The sequence below is a fragment of the Thermodesulfobacteriota bacterium genome (genome assembly GCA_035559815.1).
In the GTDB taxonomy this organism is placed as follows: Bacteria; Desulfobacterota_D; UBA1144; order Nemesobacterales; family CSP1-2; genus DATMAT01.
In genome coordinates this window covers 1-15184 of record DATMAT010000055.1, presented here as the reverse complement: position 1 = coordinate 15184, position 15184 = coordinate 1, and the positions used below count along the sequence as shown (strand labels likewise).

At 47.3% G+C, this 15184-nt stretch carries 15 protein-coding genes; 3 read left to right on the top strand and 12 right to left on the bottom strand.

Annotated elements, in window-relative coordinates; translation table 11 throughout:
• Positions 1-159: 159 nt before the first annotated feature.
• On the top strand, positions 160-1605 hold the full coding sequence (locus VNN20_13880) for a radical SAM protein (GenBank protein ID HWP93279.1): 1446 nt from the start codon (positions 160-162) through the stop codon (positions 1603-1605).
• A gap of 227 nt (positions 1606-1832) precedes the next feature.
• Here VNN20_13880 and VNN20_13875 read toward each other — a convergent pair whose 3' ends face one another.
• The 11 genes from VNN20_13875 to tpx all read right to left on the bottom strand — a co-directional run bounded on the left by VNN20_13875 (position 1833) and on the right by tpx (position 12782).
• Positions 1833-1988 (bottom strand): hypothetical protein, encoded by a 156-nt coding sequence (locus VNN20_13875; GenBank protein ID HWP93278.1) that lies wholly within the window; start codon positions 1986-1988, stop codon positions 1833-1835.
• Complete coding sequence (locus VNN20_13870; GenBank protein ID HWP93277.1) at positions 1988-3244, bottom strand: hypothetical protein; 1257 nt, start codon at positions 3242-3244, stop codon at positions 1988-1990. Before VNN20_13870 ends, VNN20_13875 begins: the two co-directional genes overlap by 1 nt.
• A gap of 1 nt (position 3245) precedes the next feature.
• The gene (locus VNN20_13865; protein ID HWP93276.1) at positions 3246-3785 is read right to left on the bottom strand and encodes a cytochrome c; all 540 of its coding nucleotides are present in this window, start codon (positions 3783-3785) and stop codon (positions 3246-3248) included.
• 95 nt (positions 3786-3880) lie between these two features.
• Complete coding sequence (locus tag VNN20_13860) at positions 3881-4393, bottom strand: DUF3341 domain-containing protein (protein HWP93275.1); 513 nt, start codon at positions 4391-4393, stop codon at positions 3881-3883.
• On the bottom strand, positions 4390-5724 hold the full coding sequence (gene nrfD, locus VNN20_13855) for an NrfD/PsrC family molybdoenzyme membrane anchor subunit (protein ID HWP93274.1): 1335 nt from the start codon (positions 5722-5724) through the stop codon (positions 4390-4392). Before nrfD ends, VNN20_13860 begins: the two co-directional genes overlap by 4 nt.
• The gene (locus tag VNN20_13850) at positions 5724-8732 is read right to left on the bottom strand and encodes a molybdopterin-dependent oxidoreductase (GenBank protein HWP93273.1); all 3009 of its coding nucleotides are present in this window, start codon (positions 8730-8732) and stop codon (positions 5724-5726) included. Before VNN20_13850 ends, nrfD begins: the two co-directional genes overlap by 1 nt.
• 12 nt (positions 8733-8744) lie before the next feature.
• Positions 8745-9326, bottom strand: coding sequence for a cytochrome c3 family protein (locus tag VNN20_13845; protein ID HWP93272.1), 582 nt, complete (start codon positions 9324-9326; stop codon positions 8745-8747).
• 474 nt (positions 9327-9800) lie between these two features.
• Positions 9801-10541: a dethiobiotin synthase gene (gene bioD, locus VNN20_13840; GenBank protein ID HWP93271.1), complete on the bottom strand. Its 741-nt coding sequence runs from the start codon at positions 10539-10541 to the stop codon at positions 9801-9803.
• A gap of 128 nt (positions 10542-10669) precedes the next feature.
• On the bottom strand, positions 10670-11131 hold the full coding sequence (locus tag VNN20_13835) for a peroxiredoxin (protein HWP93270.1): 462 nt from the start codon (positions 11129-11131) through the stop codon (positions 10670-10672).
• A 381-nt stretch (positions 11132-11512) separates the two neighbouring features.
• Positions 11513-12139, bottom strand: coding sequence for a metal-sulfur cluster assembly factor (locus tag VNN20_13830; GenBank protein ID HWP93269.1), 627 nt, complete (start codon positions 12137-12139; stop codon positions 11513-11515).
• Positions 12140-12263: 124 nt separating this feature from the next.
• Positions 12264-12782 (bottom strand): thiol peroxidase, encoded by a 519-nt coding sequence (gene tpx / locus VNN20_13825; GenBank protein ID HWP93268.1) that lies wholly within the window; start codon positions 12780-12782, stop codon positions 12264-12266.
• 168 nt (positions 12783-12950) lie between these two features.
• On the opposite strand from tpx, the gene VNN20_13820 reads away from it, so the two are divergent.
• Both VNN20_13820 and VNN20_13815 read left to right on the top strand, forming a co-directional pair.
• Positions 12951-13157 (top strand): cold-shock protein, encoded by a 207-nt coding sequence (locus VNN20_13820; GenBank protein HWP93267.1) that lies wholly within the window; start codon positions 12951-12953, stop codon positions 13155-13157.
• A gap of 521 nt (positions 13158-13678) precedes the next feature.
• The gene (locus VNN20_13815; protein HWP93266.1) at positions 13679-14788 is read left to right on the top strand and encodes an aldo/keto reductase; all 1110 of its coding nucleotides are present in this window, start codon (positions 13679-13681) and stop codon (positions 14786-14788) included.
• 49 nt (positions 14789-14837) lie between these two features.
• Here VNN20_13815 and VNN20_13810 read toward each other — a convergent pair.
• Positions 14838-15184: cytochrome c (locus VNN20_13810; protein HWP93265.1), on the bottom strand; the 347-nt coding region annotated here is incomplete at its 5' end.

Below are 15184 nucleotides of genomic sequence, written 5' to 3'. Positions count from 1 at the left end.
TACTTAACTCCCTTCTTGGTTTTTGAGTTAGGAATAAAAACCGCCATCTTTTTAGATACAAACGAAACAAAGAAAGTTCCAGAGCGATCTCTTTTACCAAAACCTATTATCATAATTCCTTCTTGATCTCCGGAACCGAAGCTTATATAATCCAAGGCTATGAGGGTTCTCCTGATTCAACCAGAACAGGGAACGAGTTTTGGAATAAGCAAGATCGTTACGACGGAGCCTCTCGGCCTGGAATCAATAGCCTCCCTCATGATACTTAATGGCCATGAGGTTCGTATAATAGACCTCAAGTTAGAAAAACCGTCAAGGCTTAGCGAAGAACTTAGGAAGTTTTCTCCTCATGCTACCGGCATAAGTTGCTCTTTTACCACCGATGTTTATCCAACTCTCAAGATAGCGGACTATGTAAAGAGTCGTAATAAGGATAATTTTGTTTTTGTGGGTGGACATCATGCCTCTTTACTTCCCTATGACCTTCTAACTCATTCAGTTGACGCTATTGTAATTGGAGAAGGAGAGGATGTGGGGGCGGAGCTTATCAACCAGCTGGAAAAGGGCGAAGATCCTGGTGCAGTCAAAGGTGTCATGACCCATGACCATATCGGGGGTGAAGGCTTTACGCCACGTGAGTTGGTGCGTGACATTAATGCATTTCCACCCCCGGCAAGGCATCTGACAAAGCATCTAAGGAAAAGATATCATATGGGGTTTGATGCCCCGATGGCTGCGATGGAGACTAGCCGTGGATGTCCTTTCGACTGTAATTTCTGCAGTGTTTGGGTTTTCTTCAACAGAAAAGCAAGAGTAAAATCCCCCGAGAAGGCATTAGAGGAGATAGTGGGAACAGAGGAGAAAGAAATATTTCTTACGGATGATATAGCCTTCATAAACCGCAAGGAAGCGGAAAAACTCGCAATCCTACTCAAAGAGAACAAAGTAAAAAAGGCCTACACCTGCGAGACCAGGGCGGATTTAATCGTAAGGAATGTAGACTTAATAAAACTCTGGAGGGAAGTTGGACTTAAGAATGTGTTTGTAGGGGTAGAGAAGATTGACGACGAGGGTCTTAAATCTGTGAACAAACGCACAAAAGCGTCCACAAATGACAAAGCCTTGGAGATTCTAAAGTCTATGGGAATAAAACCGGTTGCAACGTTTATTGTCGATCCCATGTTTACTGAAGAGGACTTTGATCGCCTAAAGGAGTATGCAATCGTGAATGAGCTAATAGCCCCTAGCTATACTATACTTACCCCTCTTCCCGGAACTGAAGTCTATGAAAGCAGAAAATCTGAACTTACTACAAGTAATTACCTAATGTATGATCTTTTACACTGTATTCTTCCCACCAGACTCCCTCTTGAGCGCTTTTATGTGCGGTTTGCAGACCTTTATAATCTCGGGCACTTAAACGCAAAATTTGGACCCAGGTTTATCCTAAGACTACTCAAAAACCTGAGGGGCATGAACATCGGAATAGCATTTAAAGTCTTTCGTTTAATGAATATGATGCGAAACCCGGAGAGTTACCTTAAAGCTCATAGGGCACTTGAACATTATAAACAACCAGACAGTAGATTCCGATTCCTCAATTAAACAGTATACCTTGCGTTTCACGAGCTTCTTGCTTACAGGTTTCCTAAGGTAAATATTACCAATACAAGCTCCGATCAAACCCACAAGTCCAGAATAAAACCAATTTTTTGAGAGCCGTTTAGTTAGATTGAGGTAGGACTAATTGAGCCGTCCCAAAGTTATGGCCATTTCAAAACAGAATGGTTTATGATTGGTGATTATGGTAAACCGGAACAAAGTCGAAGCAGTCAGCCTACTCCCCAGGGGAGTCCTTTCAAAAGATCCTGGAGGTGCGGACCGAACAACGCCACTGCCGCTATCGTAAAAATAAAGCCTAAAACGCCGACGACGATTCCGGCCACGACCATTTGAATAAGTTTCTCTAAGTTCTCATTATCTTCCATCAGTGTCCTCCAGAGTGGCGGGAACCGGCTTTCCCGTTAAATAGAGGGTCTCCCACCGGAATAACGGGGAAGGTCTTTATAAAAAATAGGAATGTGAGAACAAACGCCGCCAGGAAACCGAGGGTTATAAGAATATGGGTGGAGCCAAAGTTTATTTCCGGAGAAAATGAAGGCATAACTAGAACAAAAATGTTCAGCCATAAACCGATAAAAGAGATCGAGGCGATAAAGGACAGTATCGCTGGAATCACCTTGGTCGTCCTGGGTATAAGGGAGATAAACGGGAAAAAGAAACAGCATGAAAGCACCACCCAGGACAGCGACTGGAATGGCTCTACCCGGGTACGGGCAATGACAAACCCGGTCTCTTCGGGCATGTTAGCGTACCAGATGGCCAGGAACTGGGAGAACATCAGATAAACCCAGAACATGGAAAAACCTAAGAGCAACTTTCCGATATCATAGAACTGGAATGGGGTTATATAATCCTGCAACTTTAGATGTTTTCTAACAAACGTAGAAAAAATAATGGTCGCGCCGAGCGCAGCTAATAAACTGCTGATAAAGTAGTATGGGCCGAACAACGTGCTGAACCAGTGAGGGTCGAGGGACATCATAAAATCCCAGGCTATTATGCTTAAGACCGCGGCATAGATCAGAGCAATGGCCGGGGCAAGCTTGGATAACTTGTTCCAGCACTCCTTCCTCTCTTCATCGCCCTTCCAGCCGGAGGCAATCCAGGCGCAAAGGCCGGACAATTTCCCCTCGGCCCCTCCCAAATCCTGTCTCAAGGAATAATAAAGGTAGATAAGGCTCAGGATGAAGAGAATGAGAAAGCCGACCACGTTTCTGCCGGTGACAAAAGACATATTGAGCCAAATATCCTTGGGATGATGATAATGTTCCGTCGCGTAAGGCAGGACATGATTACTGCCAATGAAAAGAAGTACTAAGAGTAGAAGGAAAGACACCGGGAGAAAGGACCCCAGAGCTTCGCTTACCCTCAAAAGCGGCCGGCCCCACCTTCCCGATGTTATACGCAGAGCGCAGGAAAACACAATGCCCGCCTGGGCCACTCCGGTCCAGAAAATAAAATTAACCAGATAAATCTGCCAGGCTTCCTGCGATGCCGAACCCATTGCACCCCTGATGAAAGCAACAAGACCCACGATTACTAGCAGTATAAGAACCCCGAGGAGAAAAACGGAGGGCTTCGGTCTCTTAGAAAGGATTTCGTTTCTAATGCTCTCGTCCATCTTACTGTGTTTTCTCCTCTGTAGTATTAGAAGTGTTGAGCTTTCCTTGGAGCTTCCTCACAAAATTCACGATATCCCACGCCTCGCCCGAAGTTATGCTCTCCCGGTAGCTAGGCATCATCACCTTCCCGCCGTACCTGATATAAGCATATATGTACCCATCTGTCCTACCCTGGACCCCGGCTGAGGTGAGGTCAAGCGGATAGAATCCCCTCTTTATCACCGGCCCGTCTCCCTTTCCCTGGGGACCATGGCAGGCAGCGCAGTATATTTCAAACGCCTTTTCACCCGATTGTATAGAAGCCTCAGTTGCCTTATTCGGATTCATCGTTATCGCTTCGATCTTCTCTCTATCTCCCGGTTTTTCCGTCGTCCCGTCGGTGGCGACAGAATCGGTCGGGTATATCAAGGGCAGTTGATAAGGCCAAATCGAGGGTTGCTGATACATATCGTCCGACCAGGGCATGGCAAAGACCCTAATAGCCCCCAGAATTACTGCCATCATGAAGAGTAAGAAATAGTTTTTTGATCTCCTGAGCAATCCTGCTTTACCTCCACTCCGATTGCGGATTTGAGATTTCGGATTTAGGGGTCAGATCAAAATCCGCAATCTGCATCCCGCAATCCGAAATCGGCTTAGATTCCCTCAAACTTTATCTCCTCCGCACCGGATGACTTTAAGATCTCCTCTACTTTTCTTATGCTCTCTTTCGGACAAACTACCATCACCCCAAATTTGTCCTCGGAAAACCGGGGGTCATACATAGATATAGGTGCATTCCGCCTCAGGCGCGAATTAATTAGAAGGCCGACAAGAGTAGCCAGAGCCCCCAGAAGGACGGTAAGCTCAAACACTATGATCATGAAAGGGGCAAGGGAAACGATCGGCTTAGCGCTCACCCGAAGAGGATAAGATAGAGAGGTCAAAATAGTGAATCCAAGGCCGCATATAGCACCCAATGTCGCTCCACCGAGTGTGAAGAAACGAACTATACTTTCCCTCTCTTTTAGCTCCTCTTCGATCACGTGATGGGGAAAAGGCGAGAATACCCGGAGATTTCTGTAGCCCTCTTCCTTTAGTTTCTTGACAGTCTGTACGGTAGAATCGAGGTAGGAGAAAACCCCCAGTACACCCTGGTCGCTTCTCATTGTGGTTTTGCCTCCTTGGTGGGCGCCGGCAAGATCTCCTTCAGCTCGGCAATCGAGACCGCCGGAAGAAACTTCACGAACAAGAGGAAGAACATGAAGAACCAGGCAAAGCTTGCCGCCGTGATTGCCAGCTCGACCAGAGAGACCTTGTAAATACCGAAGGCGCCGGGCTCAAACTCATGCGATAATGAAATTACGATGATATTAAACCTCTCAAACCACATCCCGATATTTATGAAAAGAGATATGACAAAGAGTGCGTTTATGTTGGTACGGATCTTCTTGAACCAGAGAAGCAAGGGAACCAACACGTTACAGAAAACCATTATCCAGTACATAGGGGCATAAGGGCCTTTGGCTCTATATACGGTTTGCCCCCACTCATAAGGGCTTCCGCTATACCAGGACATAAGAGGCTCGACTACATAAGCATAGGTAACGATAAGAGAGGTGAGAATAATCATCTTAGCCATGGCCTCAAAGTTATCTACGGTTATGTACTCTTCCAGGTGGAAGATTTTACGGATGGGAACGACCAGGCTGATCACCATGGCCAGTCCGGAAAAGATAGCCCCGGCCACGAAGTAGGGTGGAAATATCGTCGTATGCCATCCCGGAGTATTGGCCATAGCAAAGTCCCAGGACACCACGCTGTGGACTGAGATAACCAGAGGGGTAGCGAAGGCGGCAAAGTATAGATACGCCCTAGTGTAGTGAAGCCATTCCCAGTTTGAGCCCTTCCAGCCGAGGGATAAAATTGAATAAAGGATTTTCCTCGGTTTTTCTATCACCCGGTCTCTTATTGCCGCAAAGTCCGGAATCATCCCTACGAAGAAGAAAACGGTGCTCACCGTTGCGTATGTGCTCACGGCAAAGACGTCCCATATAAGAGGAGACTTGAAGTTAATCCAAAGCTCGCGCTGGTTGGGGTAAGGAAAAAGCCAGTAGAAGTTCCATATCCTTCCCAGGTGTATAAGCGGGAAAAGTCCGGCGGTGGCGACCGCAAAAACGGTCATCGCCTCGGAAATACGGTAGATAGACAGCCTGAATCTTGCCCGGAAAAGAAACAGTATAGCCGATATCAATGTGCCGGAGTGAGCTATCCCTACCCAAAAAACGAAGTTAGTGATGTACACCGCCCAGAAAACCGGATGCCTGTACCCGGTAACCCCCAACCCAGTATAGATCTGATATATAAAGCAGATAAGACCAACGCCCAGAACAGCCAGGTCAAACAAAAATAGTGCCCACCATTTAACGGTAGGCTTGTCCAGCATCCGGATTATATCCCGGTTTACTTTTGAATAGGTTATCGTAGTTTCCTGGCTCATTATGCTTTATCCCATTTAACTTTTTTTAGATAGGTAATCGCCGGATCTGTGTTTATCACCTCGAGAACTCGGTATCCCCTCTCATCCTTTGAAAGACGTGATACCCGGCTTTCCGGGTCCTTCAAGTTGCCGAAAACTATCGCTTTTGTCGGACAAGCCTGGGCGCATGCTGGCGTCACCTCTCCGTCTTTTACGTCCCTACCCTCGTCCTTTGCTATATCTTTGGCGAACTGTATTCTCTGCACGCAGAAGGTACATTTCTCCATAACCCCCATCGACCTTACGGTGACGTCCGGATTAAGCTGCCAGTTTAGCGGCTCGGGCCACTTATACTGAAACCAGTTAAACCTTCTGACCTTGTAGGTGCAGTTGTTGGAGCAATACCTGGTCCCAACACAGCGATTGTATATCATCGCATTAAGACCCTCATGGTTATGGTAGGTGGCATAAACGGGACAGACCGGCTCGCACGGAGCGTTTCCGCAATGTTGACATAGCATCGGAATAAATCTCGTTTCCGTCCCACCATTTCCGTCGTCTTCGAAATACCTCTCAACCCTGATCCAGGACATCTCCCGTCTCCGGGCTACCTGCTCTTTCCCTACTACCGGTATGTTGTTCTCAGCATAACAGGCAGTAACACAGGCCCCGCATCCTATGCATTTAGAAAGGTCGATGGACATACCCCACTGATAATTTATGTATTCTTGAGGAGGATACATGGTCAGGTGCTCGTGATGCTCTTCATGTATGCCCTTGGCCAGCTCCCCCAGGGTCACCGCCTGGGCAATATGCCTATCGTGTTGAGTCATGGTGTACTGGGTCTTAACCAACTGACCCCGCTTCCCGGTATTGGAGATCTTCACCTTCGTAGAAAGCCAGGCAAAACCGCCGGAGGGTTCATCGAGGGCAATTCGCAGAATGCTGATGGGATTGACGCCCCGATTCTGGGCATATCTTCCGTAAGCGGTATGTCCGAGCCCCATGGGTACGGCTACCGTATCCGGCCTTATGCCATTATGCACAAAGACCTGAGTCTCCAGCTTCCCGTAAGGAGACTCGATCGACACATAATCCCCTTCCCTCAGGTACAACTTCGCGGCGGTATCCGGATGTATTTCCGCCCAGGAATCCCAACAGGCCGTAGTAATGGGGTCGGGAAGCTCCTGCAACCAAGGTTTGTTAGCCCCTCTTCCGTCATAGTACCGTGAGGATGGGTAGGGGATGAAATACATGTCGCCGTCTCCCTCAAACACCGGCTCGGCGTCGCCAAAATTGACCTGCAGAATGGAGTCGGAGAGTTGAACTTGCACGCTTTCCGGCTGTCGGAACACTCCGCCGCCCTGGACCGATTCCTCCCAGAAGGTTTCAAAATCCTTTTCCGGGGCAAACCTGGGCTGATGTTTGCCTTTCCAGTAATCCCTCAAATAATCGTAGAATGTCTTCCAGATGAATTGCTCTTTTACGCCGTCAATCTGCTGGCTCACTGCTAGAATAACATCACCCGTGGCCTTGGTGTTGAAAACGGGGGTCATGACCGGCTGGACCAATCCATAAACTCCTTCCCTGGGGACATAATCTCCCCATTTTTCCAGGGTTGTATTGTCCGGGAGTATCAGATTAGCAAGCTCGGCGGTCTCATCCATGAAGCTCGAGAAGCTCACCACCATAGGGACGTTCTTTAGAGCCTGGTCAAACCTCATGGACTTGGGCATGGTGAATACGGGGTTCACGTTATAGAGGAGAAGAATCTCCACTTCTCCGTTTATCATAGAATCGACCAGGGACGAGATTTCCTTGAACGAGCTTATATCGGAGATAGACAGCGACTCACCGAAATTAACCATCTCCCCGACGTTTCCGGCGACATAGTTGAGAATATTTATGGCTAACTGCGTGGCAGTGGCGTTGGTTCCGGTATTTGCTGCGCCTCCGCCTATGGCGATGCTCGGGCCCATCTCCACAAATTCTTTCGCCAGGCGATTGATTGTATCTTCGGGCACGTCGGTGAGTGATGAGACCTTATCTGGTGTGTAGTTGTTAAGAAGATTCTTTATCTTGGCAGTTTCATCAAGAGAAATGGAGCCGGTTAAGCCTTCGTTCAAAATTACGTTAGCAATACCGAGTGCCAGGAACACGTCCGTACCCGGCCTGATGAGAATCCGCTCATCAGCGTTCGCTCCGGTCAGAGAAAGCCTTGGCTCTACTTGGACGAATTTCCCCATGCTCCCGTCCTTATAGCTGTGCATCCGGCTAAACTTGCCCGCGTACTCCGTAGGAGAAAGCCATGTCTCCAAGAAATCCGCGCCAAACGATAGTAAATACTTTGCCTTTTCGATATGGTAGGTTGGAATTTTATCTATTCCGAATGCAATCCTATTTGCTTCCTTTATCGGCTCGTGGCTGAATGTTTCATAGACGATGTGTTTTCCACCGCCCAGCGCCGCCAGCCACTCTGCTACAAGGTCGCCAAGGCTTCCGGAGATGTTGTTGGTCATAAATACGATCTTATTTCCTTTCCCTTGCTTCAGAATCTCCACTATTCTATCCAGGAGGGCTTTTTGTGCGGCTTCCCAGCTCGTCGGCTGAAACTTGCCGGAAGCGTTTTTACTGAGCGGGCCGCGGACACGGTCGGGATTGTAGAGTCCTTGGAGGGCTGACTGACCGCGGGCACAAAGGCTCCCGGAATTGACCGGGCTCGATGGATTTCCTTCTATCTTGATTGCTCTGCCCTCGCGGTTCTTGACCAGCACCCCACAGCCCGCCGGGCACTCGGTGCATGTGCTCGCATACCATTTGGGGATTCCGGGGATCACATCATCCGGTGGTATGACATAGGGGATTATTTGCTCCACCGGTTCGGGAGAGCAAGCGCCCGTAACCGCTGCCGTGCCTCCGGCTATTCCGATTATCTTTAGGAAATCCCTTCTCTTTATCCCGCTCGCGGTGATTCCTTCTGCCTTCCTCGGTACGGGCCTGGTCAAATCACATTTTTTACCTTCAGACATTTCTCCCTCCAACTAATAGTGGCAGGTCAAACAATCCTTGAGCTGAGTCAACTGTTCGTGATCTTTAGCATTCTGCTCATGGCAACCGAGACACCAGCCCATTTCCAGCTTGTTAACTTTATGGACTACGTCCATAGTTTGCACTTCTCCATGACAGTCTGCACATTGAAACCCGCGCTTAATGTGGCGCTTATGGGTAAAATGAACAAACTCAGGCAGGAAATGAACCTTTACCCAGGGAATAGGAGTCTTCTTATTCCAATATTCCTTTACCTTGGCAATTTCATTTTTAATGTTTATCTTGCTTCCGTCATCCAGTACATATTCCACGTCCCGCCCGGCAACCTGATTGTGGCACCCCATACACTTCTGAACCGACGGTATGCCCGGCCAGGGGGATACGGACACGTAGCTGTGGCAGTACTCGCAGGCAATCTGATTCTCCCCGGCATGAATCTTATGACTGAATAGTATGGGCTGGGTTGGGCCTTTGGTACTGCTTTCAGCAGGTCGATTGAGTGGATAAAAATATATGCCGGCCAGAGTAAGTACACCAAGCAGAGCAAACGGCAAGAATTTGGCTAGTCCTCTCATCTCTCTACCTTAAACTGGAGTGCAGTTTTACGGAATGTTACGGCTTTTAAAACGAAAAATGCCTAGTATGTATATCATACTAAGGAAATCTGTCAAGTTAAGCCAGGATGCATTGATATTTTTTGCTATTCACCGTTAATTAAAGTATCGAACCTGCTCGATGTATACCCCCCAAAGGGCTCTTCCAATGACATCAACAGGTCAAACCTTCCACAAAAATCCCCTCTGGAGAGGGGTGTCTCGAAGGGAGGTTAGGACGGGGTGTGTTACTTTGGAGAGAGGTGAGAGAGAGTTAGGGGTGGTCCCACACAAAGAAAGTAGGAAACACAGATACTTCGACCGGGCTTTTTTTACCCTCACAATTGTAGGGGTGAATCTGGTATTCGCCCCATTCATCTTTAATGGGTGAACACAAGGTTCATCCATATTTTTTTATTTCAGCGGATTTCTTCCCTAGTTTTCTAGGACCTGAATTTATTTCAGCTTGGACAAAAAATCTTCAATCACAAAATTACCCCCAAGCACTCTAATAAAACAGGAGCCAGAAATCTCTCTAATTTTCCCCACCCTCCCCTCTTCAACTGAGACCCCGGTATCAAAAGGTAGAACTCCAATTATATTCTCCCCGGTCATCTCGAGTATAAGCCCCGGATTAGTGCGCTCGGCAAGGCCGGGGGAGGAGGGAAATTGGTTAATCACGATGCCCAAAACTTTGAGACCCCTAGCCCTTGCCGACTCTACCGTTAAGAGCGTATGGTTTAACGTTCCCAGGCTTGGACGGGTAACGATAACAATCGGTAGCTCTAAATCGAAGGCTAAGTCGGACATCAAATAATCTTCAGTGACCGGAACCAATAACCCACCCGCGCCTTCAACAACCGTAATATCATGACTCGAAGTAAGCTTACGGAAGAGGGATTTTATCCTTTCTATATCTATCTTCTCCCCCGCCATATCCGCTGCAACCAGGGGAGCGAGTGGCTCGGGAAAACGATACGGGCAGACCTCTTCTAACGGATAATTCATCTCCATGACCCTTTCCACAAACTCGATGTCCATAATAGAGCCGGTATTGGTCCCTGTTTGCACCGGTTTCATCACGGCAACACTTTTACCGGATTGCTTTAAAGACCAGGCGAGTGCAGCGGATACGACGGTCTTCCCCACTCCAGTATCCGTGCCGGTCACAAAAATGCCTCTAGGGAAATAGGTCATTTTAGAAATTCTAATTAGCCGCTAACGCATGGATTCACGATGCACTTAAACATCATTAATCTCGCATCATGTATCCTGCATCATTCTTTTTTCTTATTCGTGCCAAACTGTGTAAATTCGTGGTTTAATTATTTGAGCTCTAATTCTTTTATCTTTTCGGCTACTTCCTGGGCGTGTTGAGAGGTGTTGACTTTCTCCCAGACATGTCTGATCACACCCGATTTATCTATGAGAAAAGTCACCCTTCTAGCCGAGCCATGCTCGCTCTCTACACCATAGGTCTTTATTATATTCTTACTTTTGTCGCTCAGAAGGGGGAAATTGAGGTTGTACTTATCCCTGAAACCTTCGTGTGATTTGACGCTATCGGTGCTCACACCGAGCACCTGCACCCCGAGTTTTTCCAGCATCTCCATCCCGTCCCTCATCGAGCAGGCCTCTTTGGTGCACCCGGGTGTATTATCCCTTGGGTAGAAGTAAAGCACGACTGCCTTTTTATCCTTGTAGTCACTAAGCTTTATCTTTTTTCCTCCATAGGTTTCTGCTTCTATATCCGGCGCCTTGTCTCCTATCTTGGGCATTTTTGCCATGCTAAGATCCTCCTTCGAAAGAACAAACTTTAATGACCAAAACAAATATCAAATCTCAAGCCCCAAATTAAAAACAAATTCCAAATGATGAGAAGTAACTAACTAGAAACAATGAATCTCCATGAGGCGAGCCGCATAGTATAAATACCTGCGTAAGCAATATTACACGTCATTGCAAGGAGTCCTTCGATTCCTCAGGATAAACTACGTGAGGAATCTAAATAGATTGCTTTGCTGAGTTTGCACTGAGTGAAACGAATGTGCTCACAATTACAACGGAAACTATGTGGCAACCCAAAGGGAATTCTCAAGCTAAGGTTCATTGCAAACTTATTTTAATTTGTTTGTGATTTGTAACTTAGTATTTGTTATTTGCTTTATTTAGATGTAGCCTAGAGCCCTCTTTGCTTCTTCGCTCATCTTGCTAGGGTCCCAGGGAGGGTCCCAAACGACCTCTACTATGGCCTCTTTCACGCCGGGGAGTTCTTCTATAAGCATCTGTGCCTCCTGGACCATCTGCCCCGCCGTAGGGCATCCCGGTGAGGTCAATGTCATTTTTACGTTTACTATTCCGTCCTCAACCTGGACACCGTAAACCAGGCCCAGATTCACGATGTCGATAGGAATCTCCGGGTCATATATATCACTTAAAATCTCAAACACCTTCTCCTCGGTGACCTGGTCCGAGGCAGGCTCCACACCGGAAGTGTCGGCAGGCTCTGTGGAACCCGACTGACTGGAAATGGGCTGAGCCGTACCGCTTTCTGTTTTTAAGTCTTGTTCATCTTTGTCGCCTTTGTAATCATCCTTCTCCCGAGGTTGAGATGTTTGGTCAACGGCTTCCTCGATGCTTAGGGTCTCAAGCTTGTGTATGTTTTCAGTCCTAGGAGTCTCCGCCATATTCTTTACATCCATCATCGTCTTCTTCTCATCGCTGATTTCTACGGTCTTTCCGCCTTTTCCCTCTTCCTTTTTGAATATTTTATTGAACATATCTCCAAGCCCCATAACTGTCCTCCTTAGGATTAAGTACAAATCTTATGTATGTAAGGATACACACTGATTAAGGCTATTCAAAGCTTTCAAACCACCCGGCATGCATCTTAAAAAGTGAAGTCCTCTAATCTACTCCTCAGGTTAACTTCTTTACTGCGGCTAGCGCCGCATCATAGTTTGGATGCTCGGTCACTTCCTTGACATACTCCGCATGCTGAACGGTATTATTTTTATCCACTACGAATATAGCCCTAGTCAGCAGGCGGTGCTCTTTTATTAAAACTCCGTAGGCTTCACCAAACGAAGCATCGCGGTAGTCAGATAGGTTCTTCACCTTATCGATTCCCGCAGCGCCGCAGTAGCGGCTCTGGGCAAATGGTAGGTCCATGCTCACGGTGTAAATCTCGACATCGTCCGGAAGTTTAAACGCTTCCTCATTAAAACGCCTGCATTGTGCATCACAAACTGGGGTATCTACGGATACAACTACGTTAAATACCTTTATTTTATCCTTGAGGTCATCTAGGGTAATGGGAGAACCTAAGGCTTTAAGAGCGGTAAACTTTGGAGCCTTGTCTCCAACCTTGATCTCGGGTCCTATCAGAGTAACCGGATTTCCTCTCATCGTCACTGCGCCTGGTCTTTCCTCAGCCATATTCCATTTACCTCCTCCGATTTGCTATTTACTTTCTCCGAAACTAGGCTAAATAGAACCCTACTCAATGTCAATAGAAGTGGATGAGCAAAAGCTTGGCCGAAACATTTGACAAAGCATAAAAAGCGTGCAATATTAAGAAACTAAAATAATTTAGGAGGCGCTAATTTGTTAAGAGGTAAAGTAAAGTGGTTTAATGAATCCAAAGGTTACGGATTCATTCAGCAAGACGATGGTAAGGACGTATTCGTCCATTATAGTGCTATTCAGGATGCCGGCTTTAAAACCCTTGCTGAGGGCGAAGTTGTGGAATTCGAGGTAGTGCAAGGTCCAAAGGGACTCCAAGCGAGTAAAGTTACCAAGGTTAAACAGTAATACTGATTAGCCCCTTTCTGAGAAACTCCCTGACGTACATTCTCGGAAACCTAAGTTCGTTTGCTGAGACCTTTTAAAGGGGCAGTATAATTCTACATTCTGCATGCTCCTGAGGTACCAGCATGCTGCAGGATGTTCAATTTTCTGAAGACGGTAACGGTTTGTCTTCGAATAACCCTAATATTCAGATATATCTCATAGTCTGAGCTAACTGTGCAACTAATTTCGGTGCTTACAAATTAGGCTAAGCTAGTTTTGTCATACTGAGTTCTTCGCCAAAGCTCAGGATAAACTATGCGAAGGATCTATATTCTCTTTAGATTCTTGGCTGGAGCCAGCCCTGAGCTAAATCGAAGAGTTCAGAATGACAGTTAGGAAATAGCCGTTGCATACCGATACAACCTTCATGAACACTGTCTGTTATTATACCGTCTAGCTATTACCAATTAGTTTCATTTTCCACTAATCCATTCGTATTCAGTTAAAATAGGAACTATCAAATTCGAACTAGAGAAAACATTATGAATCATCACGCTACCAGAGAAGGCACGTCTCGATATAAGGATAGATTAAAGCATCAAACCACCCCCAAGCACTTTCGGGAAACCCGGGGCTTGTGGATTTCTTCGATCGGACTCGGTTCATACCTTGGAAACTACGATGGCGAAACCGACATGAGATACCGAGATGCGGTGATTCGCGCCGTAGAGCTTGGCTGCAACAAGATTGATACCGCTATCAACTACCGGTTTCAGAGGAGTGAACGCTCCATAGGAGCGGCCCTTGAGACCCTATTCCGAGAGGGCAAGGCTTCACGCGATGAGATAATCGTTGCAACAAAGGGAGGCTACATACCGTTTGATGGTTCCCCTCCAAGGGATATGAAAACATACCTTATCGATACTTTTATAAAGCCAGGGATCGTAAGACCGGAAGATATAGTAGCGGGAAGTCACTGTATGACGCCGCGATACCTGGAGAACCAGCTCGAATGCAGTCTCCAGAACCTCGGTCTTGGGTGTGTAGATATCTATTACATCCATAACCCGGAGGAACAGCTACGCCAGGCATCTATAGAAGAATTCCATAGCCGTCTGAGAGCCGCTTTTGAGATTCTGGAGAAGAAGGTATCCGACGGCAAAGTCTCGGTGTACGGCGCCGCTACCTGGAACGGTTTCCGTCAGCAACCTGATTCCAGGGGCTACCTGTCACTGGAGAAGATGGTGAAAATCGCCGAAGAAGTCGCCGGAGAAAATCATCACTTCAAAGTTATTCAACTTCCTTATAACCTGGCCATGCCGGAGGCCCTTGTTGCCAGGAATCAGAGCGTAGAAGAAGAGTCTGCCTCCGTGATTGAAGCCGCATGGAGGCTGGGTGTTACTGTTGTGGCCAGTTCTTCTCTTCTCCAGAGTCAGCTTTCCCGGAATCTCCCCGATTTCATTGGAGAATACCTGATTGGACTCAAGACCGATGCACAGCGGGCACTTCAGTTTGGTCGTTCAACCCCAGGAATCTCCACGGCCCTCGTAGGAATGAGCAACATCCTACACGTCGAGGAAAACATGCAGCTAGCCAAAATCCCGCCTGCTTCTCCGGAAGACCTCCAGAAGCTTTTTACCCATGAGGGGTAGCTTTTTCTAAAGCGTGGATTTAAAACGAACCTCCAGAGTGGAATCTATATTATTTGCTTAGCCCCTTCAATTGTTGCAATTCATCGGCTGTCCAGGGAGTGGTACGGTCGGCAGTTCCTTTGCGAACTTCGTTTACCATGTTTGGCGTAATTTCCCCAGCGTTATTTCCCCAGCTTGTTCTTACATAGGTCAGAACGGCAGCGATCTCTTCGTTTGAAAGCTTGGAGCCCCATTCAGGCATGACGTTGTTGTAGATCGTGCCCTTTACCTCTATAGGTCCCTGAAGGCCGTGAAGCACAATCCTTATCGGGGTCTCCGGGTCATTTATTACCCATTCGGAACCGACCAGTGGTGGGAATGCGCCTGGGAGTCCCTGTCCGTTTGCCTGGTGGCAGG

Coding starts and splice junctions, on each gene's coding strand:
- VNN20_13830 (HWP93269.1), bottom strand. CDS start 12,139: ATGGGGCTTGGAGATATGTTCAATAAAATATTCAAAAAGGAAGAGGGA.
- VNN20_13845 (HWP93272.1), bottom strand. CDS start 9,326: ATGAGAGGACTAGCCAAATTCTTGCCGTTTGCTCTGCTTGGTGTACTT.
- bioD (HWP93271.1), bottom strand. CDS start 10,541: ATGACCTATTTCCCTAGAGGCATTTTTGTGACCGGCACGGATACTGGA.
- VNN20_13850 (HWP93273.1), bottom strand. CDS start 8,732: ATGTCTGAAGGTAAAAAATGTGATTTGACCAGGCCCGTACCGAGGAAG.
- VNN20_13870 (HWP93277.1), bottom strand. CDS start 3,244: ATGGACGAGAGCATTAGAAACGAAATCCTTTCTAAGAGACCGAAGCCC.
- tpx (HWP93268.1), bottom strand. CDS start 12,782: ATGGCTGAGGAAAGACCAGGCGCAGTGACGATGAGAGGAAATCCGGTT.
- VNN20_13815 (HWP93266.1), top strand. CDS start 13,679: ATGAATCATCACGCTACCAGAGAAGGCACGTCTCGATATAAGGATAGA.
- VNN20_13835 (HWP93270.1), bottom strand. CDS start 11,131: ATGGCAAAAATGCCCAAGATAGGAGACAAGGCGCCGGATATAGAAGCA.
- VNN20_13875 (HWP93278.1), bottom strand. CDS start 1,988: ATGGAAGATAATGAGAACTTAGAGAAACTTATTCAAATGGTCGTGGCC.
- nrfD (HWP93274.1), bottom strand. CDS start 5,724: ATGAGCCAGGAAACTACGATAACCTATTCAAAAGTAAACCGGGATATA.
- VNN20_13880 (HWP93279.1), top strand. CDS start 160: ATGAGGGTTCTCCTGATTCAACCAGAACAGGGAACGAGTTTTGGAATA.
- VNN20_13860 (HWP93275.1), bottom strand. CDS start 4,393: ATGAGAAGCGACCAGGGTGTACTGGGGGTTTTCTCCTACCTCGATTCT.